The organism is Bradyrhizobium sp. AZCC 1693, from assembly GCF_036924745.1.
Classification (GTDB): domain Bacteria; phylum Pseudomonadota; class Alphaproteobacteria; order Rhizobiales; family Xanthobacteraceae; genus Bradyrhizobium.
In genome coordinates, this window is sequence record NZ_JAZHSD010000001.1 from 6,260,169 (window position 1) to 6,276,548 (window position 16,380).

14 protein-coding genes are annotated in these 16,380 nt (G+C 63.1%); 7 read left to right on the top strand and 7 right to left on the bottom strand.

Annotated features, from left to right (window positions below; translation table 11 throughout):
• The first annotated feature begins 2 nt into the window (after window positions 1-2).
• The 3 genes from V1293_RS29685 to V1293_RS29695 all read left to right on the top strand — a co-directional run bounded on the left by V1293_RS29685 (window position 3) and on the right by V1293_RS29695 (window position 2,484).
• Entirely contained in the window at window positions 3-695 is a 693-nt protein-coding gene (locus V1293_RS29685; RefSeq protein WP_334514503.1) for an amino acid ABC transporter permease, read from the top strand.
• 4 nt (window positions 696-699) lie between these two features.
• On the top strand, window positions 700-1,431 hold the full coding sequence (locus tag V1293_RS29690) for an amino acid ABC transporter ATP-binding protein (RefSeq protein ID WP_334514505.1): 732 nt from the start codon (window positions 700-702) through the stop codon (window positions 1,429-1,431).
• Between the two features lie 195 nt (window positions 1,432-1,626).
• Window positions 1,627-2,484, top strand: coding sequence for a D-amino-acid transaminase (locus tag V1293_RS29695; RefSeq protein WP_334514507.1), 858 nt, complete (start codon window positions 1,627-1,629; stop codon window positions 2,482-2,484).
• A gap of 154 nt (window positions 2,485-2,638) precedes the next feature.
• On the opposite strand, the gene V1293_RS29700 is transcribed toward V1293_RS29695, so the two are convergent.
• Together V1293_RS29700 and V1293_RS29705 are read right to left on the bottom strand one after the other, a co-directional pair.
• On the bottom strand, window positions 2,639-3,046 hold the full coding sequence (locus tag V1293_RS29700) for a cupin domain-containing protein (RefSeq protein WP_442894382.1): 408 nt from the start codon (window positions 3,044-3,046) through the stop codon (window positions 2,639-2,641).
• Between the two features lie 21 nt (window positions 3,047-3,067).
• Window positions 3,068-3,529 (bottom strand): carboxymuconolactone decarboxylase family protein, encoded by a 462-nt coding sequence (locus V1293_RS29705; RefSeq protein WP_334514509.1) that lies wholly within the window; start codon window positions 3,527-3,529, stop codon window positions 3,068-3,070.
• A gap of 190 nt (window positions 3,530-3,719) precedes the next feature.
• Between V1293_RS29705 and V1293_RS29710 the strand changes: the two genes are divergently transcribed.
• Genes V1293_RS29710 through V1293_RS29720 form a run of 3 tightly spaced genes read left to right on the top strand, consistent with a single transcriptional unit; the run spans window position 3,720 to window position 6,702 of the window.
• Window positions 3,720-4,907 (top strand): acyltransferase, encoded by a 1,188-nt coding sequence (locus tag V1293_RS29710; RefSeq protein ID WP_334514511.1) that lies wholly within the window; start codon window positions 3,720-3,722, stop codon window positions 4,905-4,907.
• A 28-nt stretch (window positions 4,908-4,935) separates the two neighbouring features.
• Window positions 4,936-5,919 (top strand): Bug family tripartite tricarboxylate transporter substrate binding protein, encoded by a 984-nt coding sequence (locus tag V1293_RS29715; protein ID WP_334514513.1) that lies wholly within the window; start codon window positions 4,936-4,938, stop codon window positions 5,917-5,919.
• 48 nt (window positions 5,920-5,967) lie between these two features.
• Entirely contained in the window at window positions 5,968-6,702 is a 735-nt protein-coding gene (locus tag V1293_RS29720; RefSeq protein WP_334514514.1) for a helix-turn-helix transcriptional regulator, read from the top strand.
• A 15-nt stretch (window positions 6,703-6,717) separates the two neighbouring features.
• Here V1293_RS29720 and iaaH read toward each other — a convergent pair whose 3' ends face one another.
• The 4 genes from iaaH to V1293_RS29740 all read right to left on the bottom strand — a co-directional run bounded on the left by iaaH (window position 6,718) and on the right by V1293_RS29740 (window position 11,565).
• Entirely contained in the window at window positions 6,718-8,145 is a 1,428-nt protein-coding gene (iaaH, locus tag V1293_RS29725; protein WP_334516971.1) for an indoleacetamide hydrolase, read from the bottom strand.
• Between the two features lie 167 nt (window positions 8,146-8,312).
• A complete protein-coding gene (locus V1293_RS29730; RefSeq protein ID WP_334514516.1) occupies window positions 8,313-9,098 on the bottom strand; it encodes a fumarylacetoacetate hydrolase family protein in 786 nt (261 codons plus the stop codon).
• 15 nt (window positions 9,099-9,113) lie between these two features.
• Window positions 9,114-10,481 (bottom strand): LLM class flavin-dependent oxidoreductase, encoded by a 1,368-nt coding sequence (locus V1293_RS29735; protein WP_334514518.1) that lies wholly within the window; start codon window positions 10,479-10,481, stop codon window positions 9,114-9,116.
• Between the two features lie 31 nt (window positions 10,482-10,512).
• Window positions 10,513-11,565: an Ldh family oxidoreductase gene (locus V1293_RS29740; protein ID WP_334514519.1), complete on the bottom strand. Its 1,053-nt coding sequence runs from the start codon at window positions 11,563-11,565 to the stop codon at window positions 10,513-10,515.
• A 392-nt stretch (window positions 11,566-11,957) separates the two neighbouring features.
• Between V1293_RS29740 and V1293_RS29745 the strand changes: the two genes are divergently transcribed.
• Window positions 11,958-16,046 (top strand): sensor domain-containing phosphodiesterase, encoded by a 4,089-nt coding sequence (locus tag V1293_RS29745; RefSeq protein WP_334514521.1) that lies wholly within the window; start codon window positions 11,958-11,960, stop codon window positions 16,044-16,046.
• On the opposite strand, the gene V1293_RS29750 is transcribed toward V1293_RS29745, so the two are convergent.
• The gene (locus tag V1293_RS29750) at window positions 16,020-16,364 is read right to left on the bottom strand and encodes a hypothetical protein (RefSeq protein WP_334514522.1); all 345 of its coding nucleotides are present in this window, start codon (window positions 16,362-16,364) and stop codon (window positions 16,020-16,022) included. The genes V1293_RS29745 and V1293_RS29750 overlap by 27 nt on opposite strands.
• Between the last annotated feature and the right edge of the window lie 16 nt (window positions 16,365-16,380).

Below are 16,380 nucleotides of genomic sequence, written 5' to 3' on the forward strand. Positions count from 1 at the left end.
CGATGTTCGGCAATCTCGATTTCGACGTTATCCGCCGCTCGCTACCCTATCTGTTCCTCGACGGCATGAGTTTTACGCTGATGCTGACCGGGCTGTCGGCGCTGGGCGGCCTGGTTTTCGGCACGCTGATCGCGCTGATGCGGTTGTCGGGCTACAGAGTGATGGGACGTATCGCCGGGCTCTATGTCGACTTCATGCGCTCGCTGCCGCTGGTGCTGGTGATCTTCTGGTTCTATTTCCTGGTGCCCTATATCGGGCAATGGTTGACCGGCGCGTCGCGGCCGATCCGCGTCGGCGCGTTCACCTCCTCCCTCGTCACCTTCGTCATGTTCGAGGCGGCGTATTTCTCCGAAATCATGCGCGCCGGCATCCAGTCGATCTCAAGGGGACAGCCGGCGGCGGCAAGCGCGCTTGGCCTGACCTACGCGCAGTCCATGCGCTACATCGTGCTGCCGCAGGCGTTCCGGAACATGCTGCCGGTGCTGCTGACGCAGACCATCGTGCTGTTCCAGGACACTTCGCTGGTCTACGTGCTGTCGATCCCGGATTTTCTCGGCGCCGCCAGCAAGGTGGCGCAGCGCGATGGGCGCCTGGTCGAAATGTACCTGTTCGCGGCGGCGGTCTATTTCGCGATTTCCTGTTTCGCGTCCTACGGCGTCCGACGCCTGCAGGCGCGCATTGCCATTGTACGGTGAGAGCATGATCGAAATCAGCCACGTTAATAAATGGTATGGGCCGAGCTTCCAGGTGCTGAAGGACTGCACCACCAGCGTCGCCAAGGGCGAAGTCGTGGTGGTGTGCGGGCCGTCAGGTTCGGGCAAGTCGACGCTGATCAAATGCGTCAACGCGCTGGAGCCGTTCCAGGAAGGCCAGATCATCCTCGACGGCATCAAGGTCAACGACCCCAAGACGGATTTGCCGAAGCTGCGCGCCCGCGTCGGCATGGTGTTCCAGCACTTCGAGCTGTTTCCGCATTTGCGCATCATCGAGAATCTGTGCCTGGCGCAGGAGAAAGTGCTGGGCCGCTCGCACCAGGAGGCGATGGTCAAGGCCGAGAAACTGCTCGAGCGCGTTGGGTTGACGGTGCATGCGAACAAATACCCGGCCGAACTGTCCGGCGGCCAGCAGCAGCGCGTCGCGATCGCACGCGCGCTTGCGATGGACCCGATCGCGATGCTGTTCGACGAGCCGACCTCGGCGCTCGATCCCGAAATGATCAGCGAAGTGCTCGACGTCATGGTCGATCTCGCCCACGAGGGCATGACCATGATGGTCGTCACCCACGAAATGGGCTTTGCCAGCAAGGTCGCAAATCGCGTGATCTTCATGGACAAGGGCGAGATCGTCGAGGACGCGCTGAAGACGGACTTCTTCGGCAGTCCGCGCAGCGAACGCGCGCAGAAGTTCTTGTCGAAGATTCTGTCGCATTAGATGGTGCTGTCATTCCGGGATGGTCCGAAGGACCAGACCTCAGATGCGCAATTGCGCATCGGGGAATCTCGAGATTCCGGGTTCGCCTCTTTGAGGCGCCCCGAGGTGGCTTCCGGAATTCCTCGATCAAGCGTTAACGATTCGCCGTATAAGTCCACCACAACCGCTTTCGCACTACCTCCAGGAGACTCTACTTTGGAACAGCTCGCTTACGTCAACGGTTCGTTCGTGCCACTTTCGGAGGCGAAGGTCTCGATCCTCGACCGCGGATTCCTGTTTGCCGATGGCATCTATGAGGTCGCCGCCGTGCTCGACGGCAAGCTGATCGACAATGCCTCGCATCTGGCCCGGCTGGAGCGCTCGGTCGGCGAGATCGAGCTGGCGCTGCCGGAGACGACAGCGCGCATCCAGGAAATCCAGCATGAGCTGATCGCGCGCAACAATCTCGTCAGCGGCATGGTCTATCTGGAAGTAACCCGCGGCGCCGACACCGGACGCGATTTTGCATTTCCGAAAGGCGTCAAGCCGACGCTGATCATGTTCACATCGACCAAGGACATCATCAACGCACCCTCGGCCAAAACCGGCATCAACGTGATCACGGTGCCCGACCTGCGCTGGACCCGCCGCGACATCAAGAGCGTCGCGCTGCTGGCCCAGGTGCTGGCCAAGCAGGCCGCAGCGGCCGCCGGCGCCGGCGAGGCCTGGATGATCGAGGACGGCAAGGTGACCGAAGGCGGCTCGTCATCGTGCTTCATCCTGACCCAGGACGACGTGATCGTGACGCGGCAGAACGGCAGCGAGATCCTGCCCGGCTGCACCCGCAAGGCCGTGGTCGCCCTTGCCGAAGAGCGCCAGCTTCGCGTCGAGGAGCGGGCGTTTTCGGTCGAGGAAGCGCTGGCCGCCAAGGAAGCCTTCGTCACCAGCGCCAGCGTGTTCGTGCAGGCCGTGGTGTCGATCGACGGCAAGAAGGTCGCCGACGGCAAGCCCGGCCCGATGACCAATCGCCTGCGCGAGATCTATGTCGAGTTCGCCAAGGCGACGGCGGTGTAACCCCAAGATGTCGTCGCCCGGCTCGACCGGGCGACCTAGTGTTCCAGAGAAGTCAGTGTTGAGCCGAGAGGCCGCGGCGTACTGGATGCCCCGCCTGCGCGGGGCATGACAGCGGAGTGTGTGGTGCGCGCGCAGCTCTCCACCACACCACCCCTCATTTCTTCCCGAACGTCGTCAGTTGCGCGCCATCATCGGCGACGAAAATCGCAAGCAGGCTTGCCGGTTCCGTCGCGCTCGCATTCTCGCTGACGAGATGCTCGCTGCCGGGCGGCTCGAAGAAGTTTTCGCCGGCCTTGTAGACACGCGCAGGGCCAGTCGCGGAGTTCTCCGAACGGATGCCGCCCGACAGCACATAGGCAAACACGCTGCCGGCGTGATGATGGCTGGCCGACTTGCCGCCGGGCGCGTAGTTGACGACGACCGCGGTCAGGCTCTTGCCGGGTACGTTGGGAAGTTTCTCCGAACGAACAGGCGTTACCTTGTCGCCTTCGGCGTGGGCGGCGTGTGCACCGGCAATCGCCAGCGCAACCACGGCCATCGCGGCGACACGACGCATTGTGATTGTCATATCGGCCTCCCCGCTTTAAGCCACGGCTGCCTTGGCTTTCACCGGGTGTACCGCGCGAAAAGCGATCGCCAGCCGGTTCCAGGCATTGATGGCCCCAATCAGCATGGTGAGATTGACGGTCTCCGCTTCCGAGAAGTGGGCACGCACGTCTTCGTAGAGATCGTCAGGGGCATGCGTTTCGGCAATCAGCGTCAGCGCTTCCGTCCACGCCAGAGCCGCGCGTTCGCGGTCGGTATAGAGCGGCGACTCGTGCCAGGCGTTCAGCAAATAGAGCCGCTGTTCGGTTTCGCCCTGCTTGCGGGCGTCCTGGGTGTGCATGTTGATGCAGAAAGCGCAGCCGTTGATCTGCGAAGCGCGCGTTTTGACCAGTTCGATCAGCGATTTTTCGAGACCAGAGGCCTGGATCTGTTCCTCCAGCGCGACGAGCGCTTTGATGGTGTCGGGGGCAGCCTGGTAGTAGTTCATCCGGGGCTTCATGCGATTCTCCTCTCTGGACGTTTTCAATTTGAGGCGAATGTCAGTGTATCCTGAGCCGAACGATTTTCACCATCTGGATCGGTGTTGCCAGATACAATAATGTGATCCGATGCAATTTGGAGAGGCGGTGGATGTTATCGCGCAAGTTGGCGTCGACAGTCCGATTGGACGGCCCGATTAGAAGAAGTGAATGCTGCACAAGATAGGACGAAGCAATCGGGCCAAAGCCACTGAAGGGCGCATCGTCGCGCTCGACCGCGCCCGCACCTTCATCACGCTATTGGTGCTGATCCATCACTCCGCGGTCAACTACACCCATTTCGGCAGCGGCGACAAAATGCGCTGGCTGGGGTTCGACTTCGTCGTGCTGTTCAACGACAGCTTCTTCATGGCCTGCATGTTCCTGATCTCGGGCCTGTTCGTGCACGACAGCCTGACCCGCAGCGGCGCGGCGGATTTCCTGCGCGATCGCGCGTGGCGGCTCGGCATTCCCTTTCTGGTCTCGATCTTCGTGTTGATGCCGATTGCGTATTATCCAACCTTCCTGCGCTACCATCTGCCCGGCACCACCGATTTCAACTTCCTGCATTTCTGGTGGCGCACGCTGACGGTTGGTCCCTGGCCGTCGGGACCGGCATGGTTTTTGTGGGTGCTGCTGGCGTTCGACATCCTCGCCGCAGTGTTGCTGGCACTGGCGCCGCGCATGCTGAAGCTGTCCGGTCTGCTGATCTTTTCGCTGCGCGACCGGCCGTGGACGGCGTTTGCGGCGTTCCTCGCGGGTTCGGTCGTCATCTATGTGCCGATGCGGCTGATGTCGGGCGATATGAGCTGGCTGGAGCCCGACGGCTTTCCGCTGCCGATCCAGACCAGCCGGATCTTGCTCTATGCCGGCTATTTCCTGACCGGTGTCGGCATCGGCGTGGTCAGCCTTCGCGCCGGAATTCTCAGCGAGGAAGGTGAGCTGGCCAGGCGCTGGCCGCTTTGGCTTGCCTTTGCGTCGTTGTTCTACGGCGCGATCCTGCTGCTGGTCTATGCCCATCACAACTGGATCGCGGATTTCGATTCGCCGCCGCTATCCTGGCAGGCCGGCTATGGCCTTGCCTTTGCGCTGTTCAGCGCCGCGATGACGTTCACGGTGCTGGGCGCTTCCCTGGCTTTCGCCTCATCACGGATGAAGCTGCTCGACGCGATGCGGCCATCTGCCTATGGCATCTTTCTCACGCACTACATCTTCATCATCTGGCTGCAATACGCCGTCTACGAATACGCCTGGCCGGCTTTAGTCAAATTTGCCGTCGTTTTCATCGGTACGCTGGTGCTGAGCTGGGCGGCCACGGCGCTGTTGCGGAAAGCTCCGATTGTGTCGAGAATGATCTAGATCGATCTGAACTCCGCGGAATCCGGCCATGCAATTTCGTCAAGATGCGAAAAATCTGTTCGCTCTGCTCGTTCTCGCAGCGTGCGTCGCGATGTCGGGTTCTCTCGCAACCGCCGCCTATCCGGACCGCGTCATCAAGATTATCGTCCCCTTTGCGCCGGGCGGCGGAACGGACGCCATTGCCCGCGTGCTCGCGCAGGAGATGGCAAAGCATCTCGGCGCCAGCATCATCATCGAGAACAAGCCGGGGGCGGGCACCATTATCGGGGCGCAGGCGGTCGCTGCGGCCGAGCCGGATGGCTACACGCTGCTGATGGGAACGTTTGCCCATGCTGTCAATCCGAGCCTGAACGCCAAGCTGCCATTCGATCCGCACAAGGATTTTGCGCCCATCGCGCTGGTCGCGCGTTCTCCCAATATCGTCGTCGTCAATCCGAAATCGTCGTTTCGCTCCGTCGCCGATCTGATCGCGGCGGCGAAGGCCGAGCCCGACAAGATTTCCTACGGCACGTTCGGCACCGGCACGTCGGCGCATCTCGCCGGCGAAATGTTCAAGCGCATGGCCAAGGTCAACATGACGATGGTACCCTACAAGGGCTCCGCGCCCGCCATCACCGACCTGATCGGCGGGCAGATCCAGGTGATGTTCACGACGATCGCAAGTGCGGCGTCCCTGATCGAGGGCGGTCAGTTGCGTGCGCTTGCCGTGACCACGGCGGAACGCTCGCCCGCCTTTGCGCAATTGCCGACGGTCGCCGAAACCGGCCTTCCAGGGTTTGAAGCCGAAACCTGGTACGGCCTGTTTGCGCCGGCGAAAACGCCGCCCGATATCATCGACCGCCTCAACCGGTCGGCGGCGAAGGCCGTGCAGGCCGACGCCTTCAAAAAGCTCAGCGTCAATGAGGGCCTCGTCCTGATCGCAGCGCCTCCGCAAGAGTTCGGCCGCTACTACCGCAGCGAGGTGGAGCGCTGGCGCAAGGTCATCGAGGACGCCGGCATCAAGGTCGAGTAGGGGCCGAACCTGTTTCCCCGATCGCGGTTCCCCGCTAGGATGGCCCGCATGTATGTGAGCGCTTCCGAGAGCCGGGTGCTGGCGCGCATCTTCGGGCTGTTGTCCGAAGACCTCAGCGAACGCGACGTTCGCGAGGCGGTCGGCCATCATCTGCTGGAATTGCTGGAAGCCGATCATTACGCCTCCTTCGTCTGGCAGGATACGACCGGCCGTTTTGAAAAGGCCGTCTACCTGAACATGGATCCGGCCAACATCGCGGCCTACGATCGCTACTATCAGCAACGCGACCCGATCACCTCAAAGCTCCAGGCCCGCCGCGACGCGACGCTGGTCACCCAAGTGATGCCGCAACGCGACCTGATGCGGACCGAGTTCTTCAACGATTTTCTCGCCCGCGACGGCCTGCATTGGGGCGTCAATGCCTATAGTTTCGTCGACGGCCGCAATATCGGCGACGTCAGGATCTGGCGTGGCCGGCGTCGCGAGAATTTCGATGGTCACACACTTGAATTGTTGCGGCTGATCGAGCCGGCTTTCACCGGGGCTCTGGTCCGCGCGGCCGGTGGGACGGCGGCGATCGCGGCCGTTGGCTCACCGATCCTGAAACTCTCGGTGCGTGAGTTCGAGATCGCGCGGATGATATCGGATGATCTCAGCGACAAGGAGATCGCTCATCGGCTGCAGGTCGAGGTTTCGACGGTCCGAACCCATATCGAGCGGATTTTCACCAAGCTCGGCGTCCGCCGCCGCAGCGGCGTCGCGAGCCTGTTTGCCAGGCATTAGCGTCGCGAGCACAGCCTAGCGCGACGGCGGCGGCAGCCGGCCGAACAGCTTCTCCATCGCCATGCCGACCGCGAGCAACTTGCGATCGCTTCCCGCGGGTCCGTCGAGTTCGAGGCCGACCGGAAGCTTGCTCGACGCGCCAAGCGCGATCGGAAGCTGGATGCCGGGGACGCCGGCATTGCTGCCGGGATCGGTGTTCTGGATGAACAACAGGAAGTTGGCGAGACTCGACGAATCAGGATTTGACGCAATCGCGACCTTCGGCACGGTCGGGAAAGCGATGGCATCGAGCTTGTTCTTGGCGAAGGTATCGCGATAGAGCGCCTGCAGCGCCGGCCGGGCAGTCTTCATGGCGGCGTCATAGGCCGGCTTGGCCTCAGTGACCGTATCGTTCGGTCCCGGCAGCTTGCGTGGAATCACCAGCCCGTCATAGGTTCCCTTCACGTCGGGGCTTGCGATCTCCTTGGCGAGGTTCTCGATGCTGACGCCGGTGCCGGTTTTCTTGAGATAGGCGACCATGTCGTCATAGGCCTCATAGAGCGCCAGCGGAAACCCGACCTGGCCGTTGAGCTCGGCAAGTTTCGGCATGTCGATGTCGACTACCGTCACGCCGCTTGCCTTGAGCTTCTCCAGCGCGGCCTTGAATGCAGCTTCGGTATCGCCGTCGAGATTGGCCAGCATGGATTTGTCGACGCCGACCCGCACCTGTTTCAGCTCGGCGGGCGTAATTGCGCCGCCCCCGGCGATGACGCGATCGAGGGTGGCCACATCGGCCATCGTGGAAGCCATCGGGCCTGCGGTGTCGCGGGTGTGAGAAATCGGCGCGATCCCGGCTTGCGGATAGCGGCCGACAGTCGGACGGAGCGAGGCGCAACCGTTCAGGGCGCAGGGGACTCTCACAGAGCCGCCGGTGTCGGTGCCGAGGCCGGCGGTGACGATGCGCGCGCCGACCGCAGCCGCTGTTCCGGACGACGAGCCGCCGGCAATCTTTGTCGCATCATAGGCGTTGCGTACCCCGGACTCCGATCCGGTCTTGAAGGCAGCATTAAAGCCGGAAATGCCGAAGGCGAGCTCATGCATGTTGGTCTTGCCGATGATGATGGCGCCCGCCGTGCGCAGTTTTGCCGCCACCGGCGCATCCTTCTTCGGCACAAAACCCTTCAGCGCCGGCGTTCCGGCGCTGGCGGGAAGCCCGGCCACCTCGATATTGTCCTTGATGACGACGGGCACGCCGCCGAGCGGCTTGCACGAACCCTTCTTGCGGCCGGCGTCGAAGGCCTCGGCGGCCTTCATCGCGCCGGCCTCGTCCAGCGTGATGAAGGCATTGAGTTCGCCCCTTGCCTTGGCGCGCGCCAGCGCCGCCGAGGTCAGCGCCTTGCTGGTGATCTTGCCCGCGCATAAATCGGCGGCAGCTTGCGTTGCGGTCAGTTGATCCAGATCGATCGCTGGTTGGGCTGCGGCAGGAGACGCCGCGGCGAGGACAAGGCTCGTAAGGGCCGAGCCGAGCAGGATTCTGCTGGGAGCCATGATGATCCTCCGTTGGATAGACACCCGTTCGGACGAACCTTACCCAATGCCGGTTCCGGCGCCTGTCCTCATTTCTGAGGACGTCAGATCTTCTCGTTCACAAACCTGTTCCGCAACGTCCCGATCCCGGTGATATCGATCTCGACGACGTCGCCGGCCTTCAGGTTGGGCGAGGCACCGTCGGTGCCCATCCAGATCACGTCGCCTGGCGACAGCGTGAAATATTTGGAAAGCTCGACGAGGAACGGCACGACGCCGAAGATCATGTCGTTGGTGCGGAAGCGGCCGGTCTCCTTGCCATTGACCCGGATCACGGTTTCCATCTTGTCGAGGTCGACGTCGGTTTCGATCCACGGGCCCATCGGCTTGAAGGTGTCGGCGTTCTTGGAGCGCCACAGGCTGCGGTCGGCCTTTTGCCAGGTGCGCTCGCTGACATCGTTGCCGATGGTGTAGCCGAACACGCAATCCATCGCGTTGGCTTCGGCGAGGTGTTTTGCCTTCTTGCCGATCACGACCACGAGTTCGCCCTCGTAGTGGATCTTCTCGGTCGCGCTCGCCGGAATCACCACATCCTCGTCATGCGCGATCAGCGCGTTCTGCGCGCGATAACCGATCTCCGGCCGATCTGGCACGTTGGGCACCGTGCCGGCCTTGTCGGCGGCTTCCTTGAGATGCTTGAGATAGTTCAACCCGACGCAATAGAAGGTGCGCGGGATCAGCGGCAGCTCGATCTTCACGTCCTTGAGCGCATGGGATTGCGTTCCACGCTGCCATTCGCCGAACGGATCGCCATTGACGGCTATCACGTGCTCACCCTCGACAATTCCCCAGGATGTCTTGCCTGCGGCGGTGAATTTGAGCCAACGCATGAAATGTCCTTTGCTTTATTCGGCCGCGGCCTGCGGGCTGGTTTTCCAGGCGCCGGCGGCAGGCCGCGCCAAGCCGAGATTCTCGCGCAGCGTCTTGCCGGCGTAATCCTTGTGAAACAGGCCGCGGCGCTGCAATTCCGGCACGACATGCCTGACGAAATCGGCGTAGGAGCCGGGCACGATGGTGGCTGCGATGACAAAGCCGTCGCAGCCGCGCTCGACGAACATCTCCTCCAACTTGTCCGCGATCTCCTTCGGGCCGCCGACGATCGCGTCCTGCACCTGGCCGCGGCCGGAGAAGGTGACGAAGTCGCGCGCGCTGGGATTGGTCTTGCCTGAATTCCTGAGCACGCCGTCGCGAATGCCAAGGATGCCCTGCATGCTCTTGAGCTCGTCTGTTGTCAGCGGCTCGTCGAGCGGTTTTGACGCGAAATCATAGTTCAGCGCTTCCGCGAGCAGCGACAGCGCATCGATCTGCAGCGGCAGCTTGTTGATCACAGCCATCTTGTCCTCGGCCTCGGTCCTGGTCGCGCCGCAGACGGGTGTGGTGAGGTTGCAGAGGTACATCTGCTCGGGATCGCGGCCGGCTTTCGCCGCCTCGTTGCGGACCGCGGCATAGCCTTCCTTGGCGGCGGCCACGTTGCGCGCGGCGGTGAAGATCACCTCGCCCCATCGGCCGGCGAAGCGCTGGCCGCGGCCGGACGCGCCGGCCTGGATGATGACGGGATGGCCCTGCGCCGAGCGCGGCACGGTGAACGGACCGCGCGACTTGAAGAACGCGCCCCTGTGGTCGAGCCGCTTCACCTTGGCCGGATCGGCGAAGCGGCCGCTCTTCTTGTCCATGATCAGCGCGCCATCTTCCCAGGTGTCCCAATGACCGAGCACGACCTCCATGAATTCGTCGGCGCGGTCGTAGCGGTAGTCATGTTCGAGATGGGCGTCCTTGCCCATGTTGTGGGCCTCGCCGTCATTGAGCGAGGTGACGACGTTCCAGCCTGCCCGTCCGCCCGACATCAAATCGAGGGTGGCGAAGCGGCGCGCGACATCGAACGGCTCGTAATAGGTGGTCGAGCAGGTCGACCCCAGCCCGAGCTTCTCGGTGACCATGCCCATCGTGGTCAGCACCACGATCGGGTCCATCTTTACACAGCGGATGCCGTATTCGACGGTGTGGGCGTGGTCGTTGCCGTAGCGATCCGGCATCGCCAGGCGGTCGTCGAAGAACGCCATGTGGAATTTGCCGGCTTCGAGAATCCGGGCGATCTCCTGGTAGTAGTCGGCCGACATCGAATCGTCGCGCGATTCCGGGTGCCGCCACGAACTCGGCAGGTTGGTGCAGTTCTGCGCCTGCAGGAATCCCACCAGCGCCATTTGCCGTGTCATGCGGTTCTCCTTGTGCGCGTGGGATTGGATTTCATTTCAGACCGATTTCGGCGGCGAGCTTATAGTCAGTAGCGAGCGCTTTCAGCTTGTCCCACGTGGCATCTTCGACCTCGATGCCGTCACGCCTGCGCTGCTGCTCGCGGATATGTTCGATCTCGCCGGGATAGAACACGCCGGGCGAGCCTTCGGACGGCGGCGTCGATTTCAGATAGCGGGCGAACTCGCCGACTTCTTTTTCAAAATCCTTCAGCGGGCGGAATGCGGCGACGTTGAACACCGCCATGAAGCATCCGTCATTGTGGCGGCCGGTCGGCTCCACGCCAAAGCCCAAGCCCGTGAGCAGGCCGCACAGCACCTCGACCATCGCGGCGAGGCCGCTGCCCTTGTAGCCCTCGCTGCCGCCGAGCGGCAGCAGCGCGCCGCCCTTGCGATACTGGGTCGGATCGGTGGTGTGTCGTCCTTCGGCGTCGATGATCCACCCTTGCGGAATCTGTTCGCCACGCGCGACCGACAGCGCGATCTTGCCGGCTGCTACCGCCGACGTCGCCATGTCCAGATAGAACGGCGCTTCGAGATCGGACGGCACTGCAATCGAGATCGGGTTGGTGCCGAGCCGGGCCTCGCGGCCGCCGAACGGCGCGACATGTTTTGGCGAGCGGCCGGAATCGGCGGTCGCAATGCCGATCATGCCCGCCCGCATCGCCATCAGGGGGTAGGCGGCGAGCCGCCCGACATGGCTCTGCCGGAACACCGTGCAGGCCGCCACATTGGCGGTCTTCGCCTTTTCGATCGTCAGCGCCATCGCCTTGGCGTTGACGTGGAAGCCGAAACCCCAATGGCCGTCGATCACGGTCGTGGTCGGCGATTGCTGGACGATGCTCCATTTCGCGCCGGGCACGATGTGGCCAGCCTTGATGCGGTCGATATAGGTCGGGATCGCGATCACGCCGTGCGAGTCGTGGCCGGCGAGATTGGCGTTGACGCAGCCGACCGCAACGGCGCTCGCTTCCTCCTCCGACGCCCCGGCAGCCCGGAGCAGCGCCGCGCCGATATGCGTGAGACGGTCGGCCTGGACCTTCGGCATGGGAATTTCCTCTACCTTCGAACGCCCGCGTGAACGGCGGGTCTTGCTTGTTGCCGCTAGGCAGCATGCTCTCAAAGCGGCAGCGGCAGGGCAAGCCTGGAAATATCCTGTTAGCCATGCTGCAGGCACGGTCCTCGATGGCTTTCGAATTTCATCCTGCAAAAGTCGAAGATTGCCTTCGGCAGAGGCCCGTATCCCGGCCGGCGCGCGCCGGCGGTATGGCTGACAAATCGTGAATGAGCCCGTAGTTCTCCTGAGCGACGTCGCTGCTGTTGGTCCGACATTTACTCTGAATCGCAAGTCCGGGCCGCCAATAACGAGCATTTAGGCCTCCTGCACGCATAAAAATCCGCGGGGGCAGCCCGGCGCTGCCGGCAGGGAGCTTGGGGACGGTGAAGACCGATATCGCGCGCACGCTTGCGGCGTTGAATGCGACCAACGAAGCGATTCTGTACGCCAAATCACCCGAAGAACTGTACGCGAAGGTCTGCGAGGCCGCGTTCTCGGTCGGCGACTTCCTGGCTGTGGCGGTCTTCCTGCTGGAGCCGGAAACCAACCTTCTGCGCTTCGCTGCCGGCTGTGGCGATGACGTCCCGCGCCTGCGTAGCATCGATATTTCGACCGTGGCCGGTACGCCCGAGGGTTCCGGGGTCGCCGGGCAGGCCCTCCGCGACCGGCGAATATGCGTCAGCAATGATTTTCTGAACGACCAGCGCTCGCTGGCCTGGCGCGAGGGCGCCAAGGCCAATCAGGTGGGCGCGTCGGCGGCGCTGCCGCTGACCTGCAACGGCGAGAGCGTCGGCGTATTGCTCGTTTCGCGGCGCGAGGCGCACTCGATCGACGGGCAGCTTGTCTCGATGCTGGAACGCGTGTCGGCAAACATTTCGTTTGCACTCGACAATTTCGACCATGAGGCCGCGCGCAAGAACGGCGAGCGGGTCATGCGGCGGTTGAACCGGATGTTCGGCGCCATCAGCGCGACCAACGAAGCCATTCTTCGCGCCAAGACCGAACAGGAACTCTATCGGCGCGTTTGCGATGCCGCGGTCCACAGCGGAAAGTCCGCGGCTACCGTGGTTCTGCTGGCGGAGCCGGACTCGATCTGGTTGAAGCCGGTCGCAGGCACAGGCGCGATCGTCGAACAGATCATGCGGGCGCCGTTCTCGATCGACGCCGGCAACCCGTATGGAACGGGCGTCTGCGGCAGGGCATTCCGAACGCAGCTGCCGGCCGTCAACAACGACATCCTCAACTCGACGCTGGGGCAGCCCTGGCATCGGGCCGCCCGCGAGACCGGCGTCACCGCCTGCGTCGCCGTTCCGCTGATCAAGGCCGACGAGAGCGTCGGCGTGTTGCTGTTCTTTGTCGGAAAATTGTGGGCGGAGGACGAAGAGATCGTCGCCCTGATGGCGCGGATCGCGGAGAACGTCTCGTTCGCGCTGGATAATTTCGAGCGCGCCGGCGAAAAGGCGCGAGCCGACGCCCAGAAGGAACGTCTGGGGCGCATGCTGGCGGCGCTCAGTGCGACCAACGAAGCGATCGTTCGTGCAACGTCGCGGACGGAGCTGTTCGAACTGGTGTGCGAAGCTGCCGCGAAGGGTGGACGCTTTAACTCGACCAGCATTCTGCTAGCCCGGCCGGACAGCGACTTTACCGATATTGTGGCCGTGGCGGGGCCGACGGCCGCCAACATGCGCCGGGTGAGAGTTTCGACCGACGCCGATCGTCCGGAAGGACGCGGGCTGTGCGGCAACGCTTTTCGCTCCCGCCAGGCCTGCATCGCCAATGATTTGCGTTCTGACCCGCGCGGGTCGGCGTTTCAGCAATTCATCCACAGCGATGGCGCGATGTCGGGCGCGGCGTTCCCGCTGCTGGTCGACGGCCAGGCTGTCGGCGTGATGTTTTTCATTTCCTCCGAGAGGAATACGTTCACGTCCGAATTCGCCGAACTGCTGCAGCGGCTCACCGACAACGTATCGTTTGCGATCGCGACCTTCGACCGGGCCGACGAGAAGGTGCGGACTGAAAGTCAGAAAGAGCGCCTGACGCGGATGTTCGCCGCGCTCAGTGCGACCAACGAAGCCATCATGCGGGCTAAATCCCGCAACGAACTCTTCGATATGGTGTGCGAAGCCGCGGCGAACGGCGGCCGGTTCACCTCGGCCACCATCGCATTGGCCGATTCCGGCAGCGACCTGCTCAGGATTGTCGCCGCCGCCGGCCCGGCCGCCGAGACAACACGGCACGTCAGGTTGTCGGTGGATGAAAACCGTCCCGAGGGCCGGGGGCTCAGCGGAACGGCGTTCCGAACCAGGCAACCTTGCATCACCAATGATTATGTGACCGACCAGCGCGTCGCGGCTTTCCAGGCCATCGTTGGTTCCTACGGCGCTCAGTCAGGGGCCGCCTTTCCCCTGCTGGTTCGCGGCGAGCCGGTCGGCGTCATGATTTACATGTCCCTGGACAAGGACACCTTCACTTCAGAATTTTCGGAACTGCTGCAACGATTGGCCGACAATGTGTCGTTCGCGCTGGAGAATTTCGACCGCGCCGACGACAAGGCGAAGACCGAAATCCAGAAGGAGCGCCTGACGCGCATGCTGGCGGCGCTGAGCGCAACCAACGAGGCGATCATCCGTGCGTCGTCGCGGGCGGAACTGTTCGCGCTGGTGTGCGAAGCGGCGGCGAAGGGCGGCAAGTTTACTTTGACCTCGATCGCGATGATTAAGCCCGACAGCGATTTCCTCGACGTCGTGGCTGCCGACGGTCCGACTGCCTCCAGCGCCCGCGAGGCAGTGATATCGACCAGCGAGGCGCACCCGGAGGGCCGCGGGCTCTGTGGTTCGGCGATACGTTCGCAGCAGGCCTGCATCATCAACGATTACCTCGGTGATCCGCGCGCCGCGGCGTTTCACGGTAAAGCGCGCAACGACGGCACGAATTCCGGCGCTTCGTTCCCCCTGTGGGTGCATGGGCAGATCATCGGCGTAATGTCTTTCATGTCGCGCGAGAAGGATACGTTCACGCCCGAGTTTGCGGAACTGTTGCAGCGGCTCGTCGACAACGTTTCGTTCGCACTGGAGAATTTCGACCGCGCCGACGAAAAGACCAAAGCCGATGAGCGGATCGAGTATCTGGCGTCGCACGACAGCCTGACCAACCTGCCGAACCGGGAAATGTTCAACGGCATGCTGCGTCGCGCGATCGACGGTGCCGCGCGCTATCAGGGGCAGTTCGCGCTACTGTTCATCGACCTCGACAGGTTCAAGGTGATCAACGACTCGCTGGGACACGATGCCGGCGATATGCTGCTGGTGGAGATCGGTGGCCGGCTGCGTCGCGCGCTGCGTTCGAGCGACGTCGTGGCGCGGCTCGGCGGCGACGAATTCGTGGTCATTCTGGAGGAAGCTACCGAGCGCCACGAGGTCGAGCGCATTGCGGGCGAGCTTCTGTCCGTGCTCAGCCAGCCCGTGCAGCTCAGCGGTCACGAATGCCACACCACCGCCTCGATCGGGATCGCGATGCACCCTTCCGACGGCACCGACATGCAGACGCTGACCAAGAATGCCGATATGGCGATGTATCTCGCCAAGGAGGACGGCAAGAACGGCTTTCGCTTCTTCACCAAGGAGATCAAGACGCAGTCGATCGAGCGCCTGACGCTGGAGAGCGCCTTGCGCCGCGCGCTGGAGCGCGACCAGTTCTCGCTGCACTATCAGCCCAAGGTCGATATGGCGAGCGGCCAGATCACCGGCGTCGAGGCGCTGCTGCGCTGGAATCATCCCGAACTCGGCACCGTGTCGCCGGGGCAGTTCATTCCGCTGGCCGAGGAAACCGGACTGATCGTTCCGATCGGCCGCTGGGTGCTCGAGGAATCCTGCGCGCAGAACATGGCCTGGCAGCGCCGCGGCCTGCGGCCGGTGACGATGGCGGTCAACCTGTCGCCGCGGCAATTCGCCGATCCGCATCTGCTGCACGATGTCGATGAGGCGCTGCTGGCCAGCGGCATGTCGCCGGTGCTGCTGCAGCTCGAAGTCACCGAAAGCATGGTGATGCGGAACGTCTCGCGCGCCATCAAGGTGCTCGACGCGATCCAGGCCCGCGGCATCCGCCTTGCGATCGACGATTTCGGCACCGGTTATTCGTCGATGTCGCTGATGAAGCAGTTTCCGATCGATACGATCAAGATCGATCGCTCGTTCGTTCGCGACCTGCCGGTCGATTCCGAAGACCAAGCCATTGCGCAGGCGATCATCAGCATGGGCAAGGCGCTTGGCATGACCGTCATTGCGGAGGGCGTCGAGACCGTGGAGCAGGAGACCTTCCTGCGCAACCACGCCTGCGACGAGATGCAGGGTTTTCTGTTCTCCGAGCCGCTGCCCGCCAGGCAAATGGCCGATCTGCTTCGGGCCGCACCGCGGCTCGCGTCGCCGCCGTTGCAGCCGGAAGCCGGGTCAGGGTTGGAAGGCGCTATCGTCTGACGGCTGCGGATGCAGCTCACGCACGGCCTGAGCGTCCGGAATTTCAGTCTTGCGGGGAAAGTCGTATGGCCAGGGCAGCGACGTCTGCCCCGCAAAAGCCCCGAGGAAGATTTCTGCCGCGGCGGCATACGTCGCATGATTGGGAAGACCGAGCTCGGCGCACCATTCCGCCGGCAGGGTCTGCTGTGCGTTCCGCAACTCCATCGCCGGCCCCCACCACCAGGCCGCAGCGGGCGATCGTTCCTTTTCGGGAACACCACGCCAGCGAGCATATTCGCCAATCATGCGTTCAAATTGCAATCGCGCCGCCGGATGCATTCTATCTCCTGATCTC

Bases quoted from the DNA above. Each gene is read 5' to 3' on its own strand.
- V1293_RS29685 (WP_334514503.1), top strand. From the start codon at position 3: ATGTTCGGCAATCTCGATTTCGACGTTATCCGCCGCTCGCTACCCTAT.
- V1293_RS29690 (WP_334514505.1), top strand. From the start codon at position 700: ATGATCGAAATCAGCCACGTTAATAAATGGTATGGGCCGAGCTTCCAG.
- V1293_RS29705 (WP_334514509.1), bottom strand. From the start codon at position 3,529: ATGAAGCCCCGGATGAACTACTACCAGGCTGCCCCCGACACCATCAAA.
- V1293_RS29710 (WP_334514511.1), top strand. From the start codon at position 3,720: ATGCTGCACAAGATAGGACGAAGCAATCGGGCCAAAGCCACTGAAGGG.
- V1293_RS29715 (WP_334514513.1), top strand. From the start codon at position 4,936: ATGCAATTTCGTCAAGATGCGAAAAATCTGTTCGCTCTGCTCGTTCTC.
- V1293_RS29720 (WP_334514514.1), top strand. From the start codon at position 5,968: ATGTATGTGAGCGCTTCCGAGAGCCGGGTGCTGGCGCGCATCTTCGGG.
- V1293_RS29730 (WP_334514516.1), bottom strand. From the start codon at position 9,098: ATGCGTTGGCTCAAATTCACCGCCGCAGGCAAGACATCCTGGGGAATT.
- V1293_RS29735 (WP_334514518.1), bottom strand. From the start codon at position 10,481: ATGACACGGCAAATGGCGCTGGTGGGATTCCTGCAGGCGCAGAACTGC.
- V1293_RS29740 (WP_334514519.1), bottom strand. From the start codon at position 11,565: ATGCCGAAGGTCCAGGCCGACCGTCTCACGCATATCGGCGCGGCGCTG.
- V1293_RS29750 (WP_334514522.1), bottom strand. From the start codon at position 16,364: ATGCATCCGGCGGCGCGATTGCAATTTGAACGCATGATTGGCGAATAT.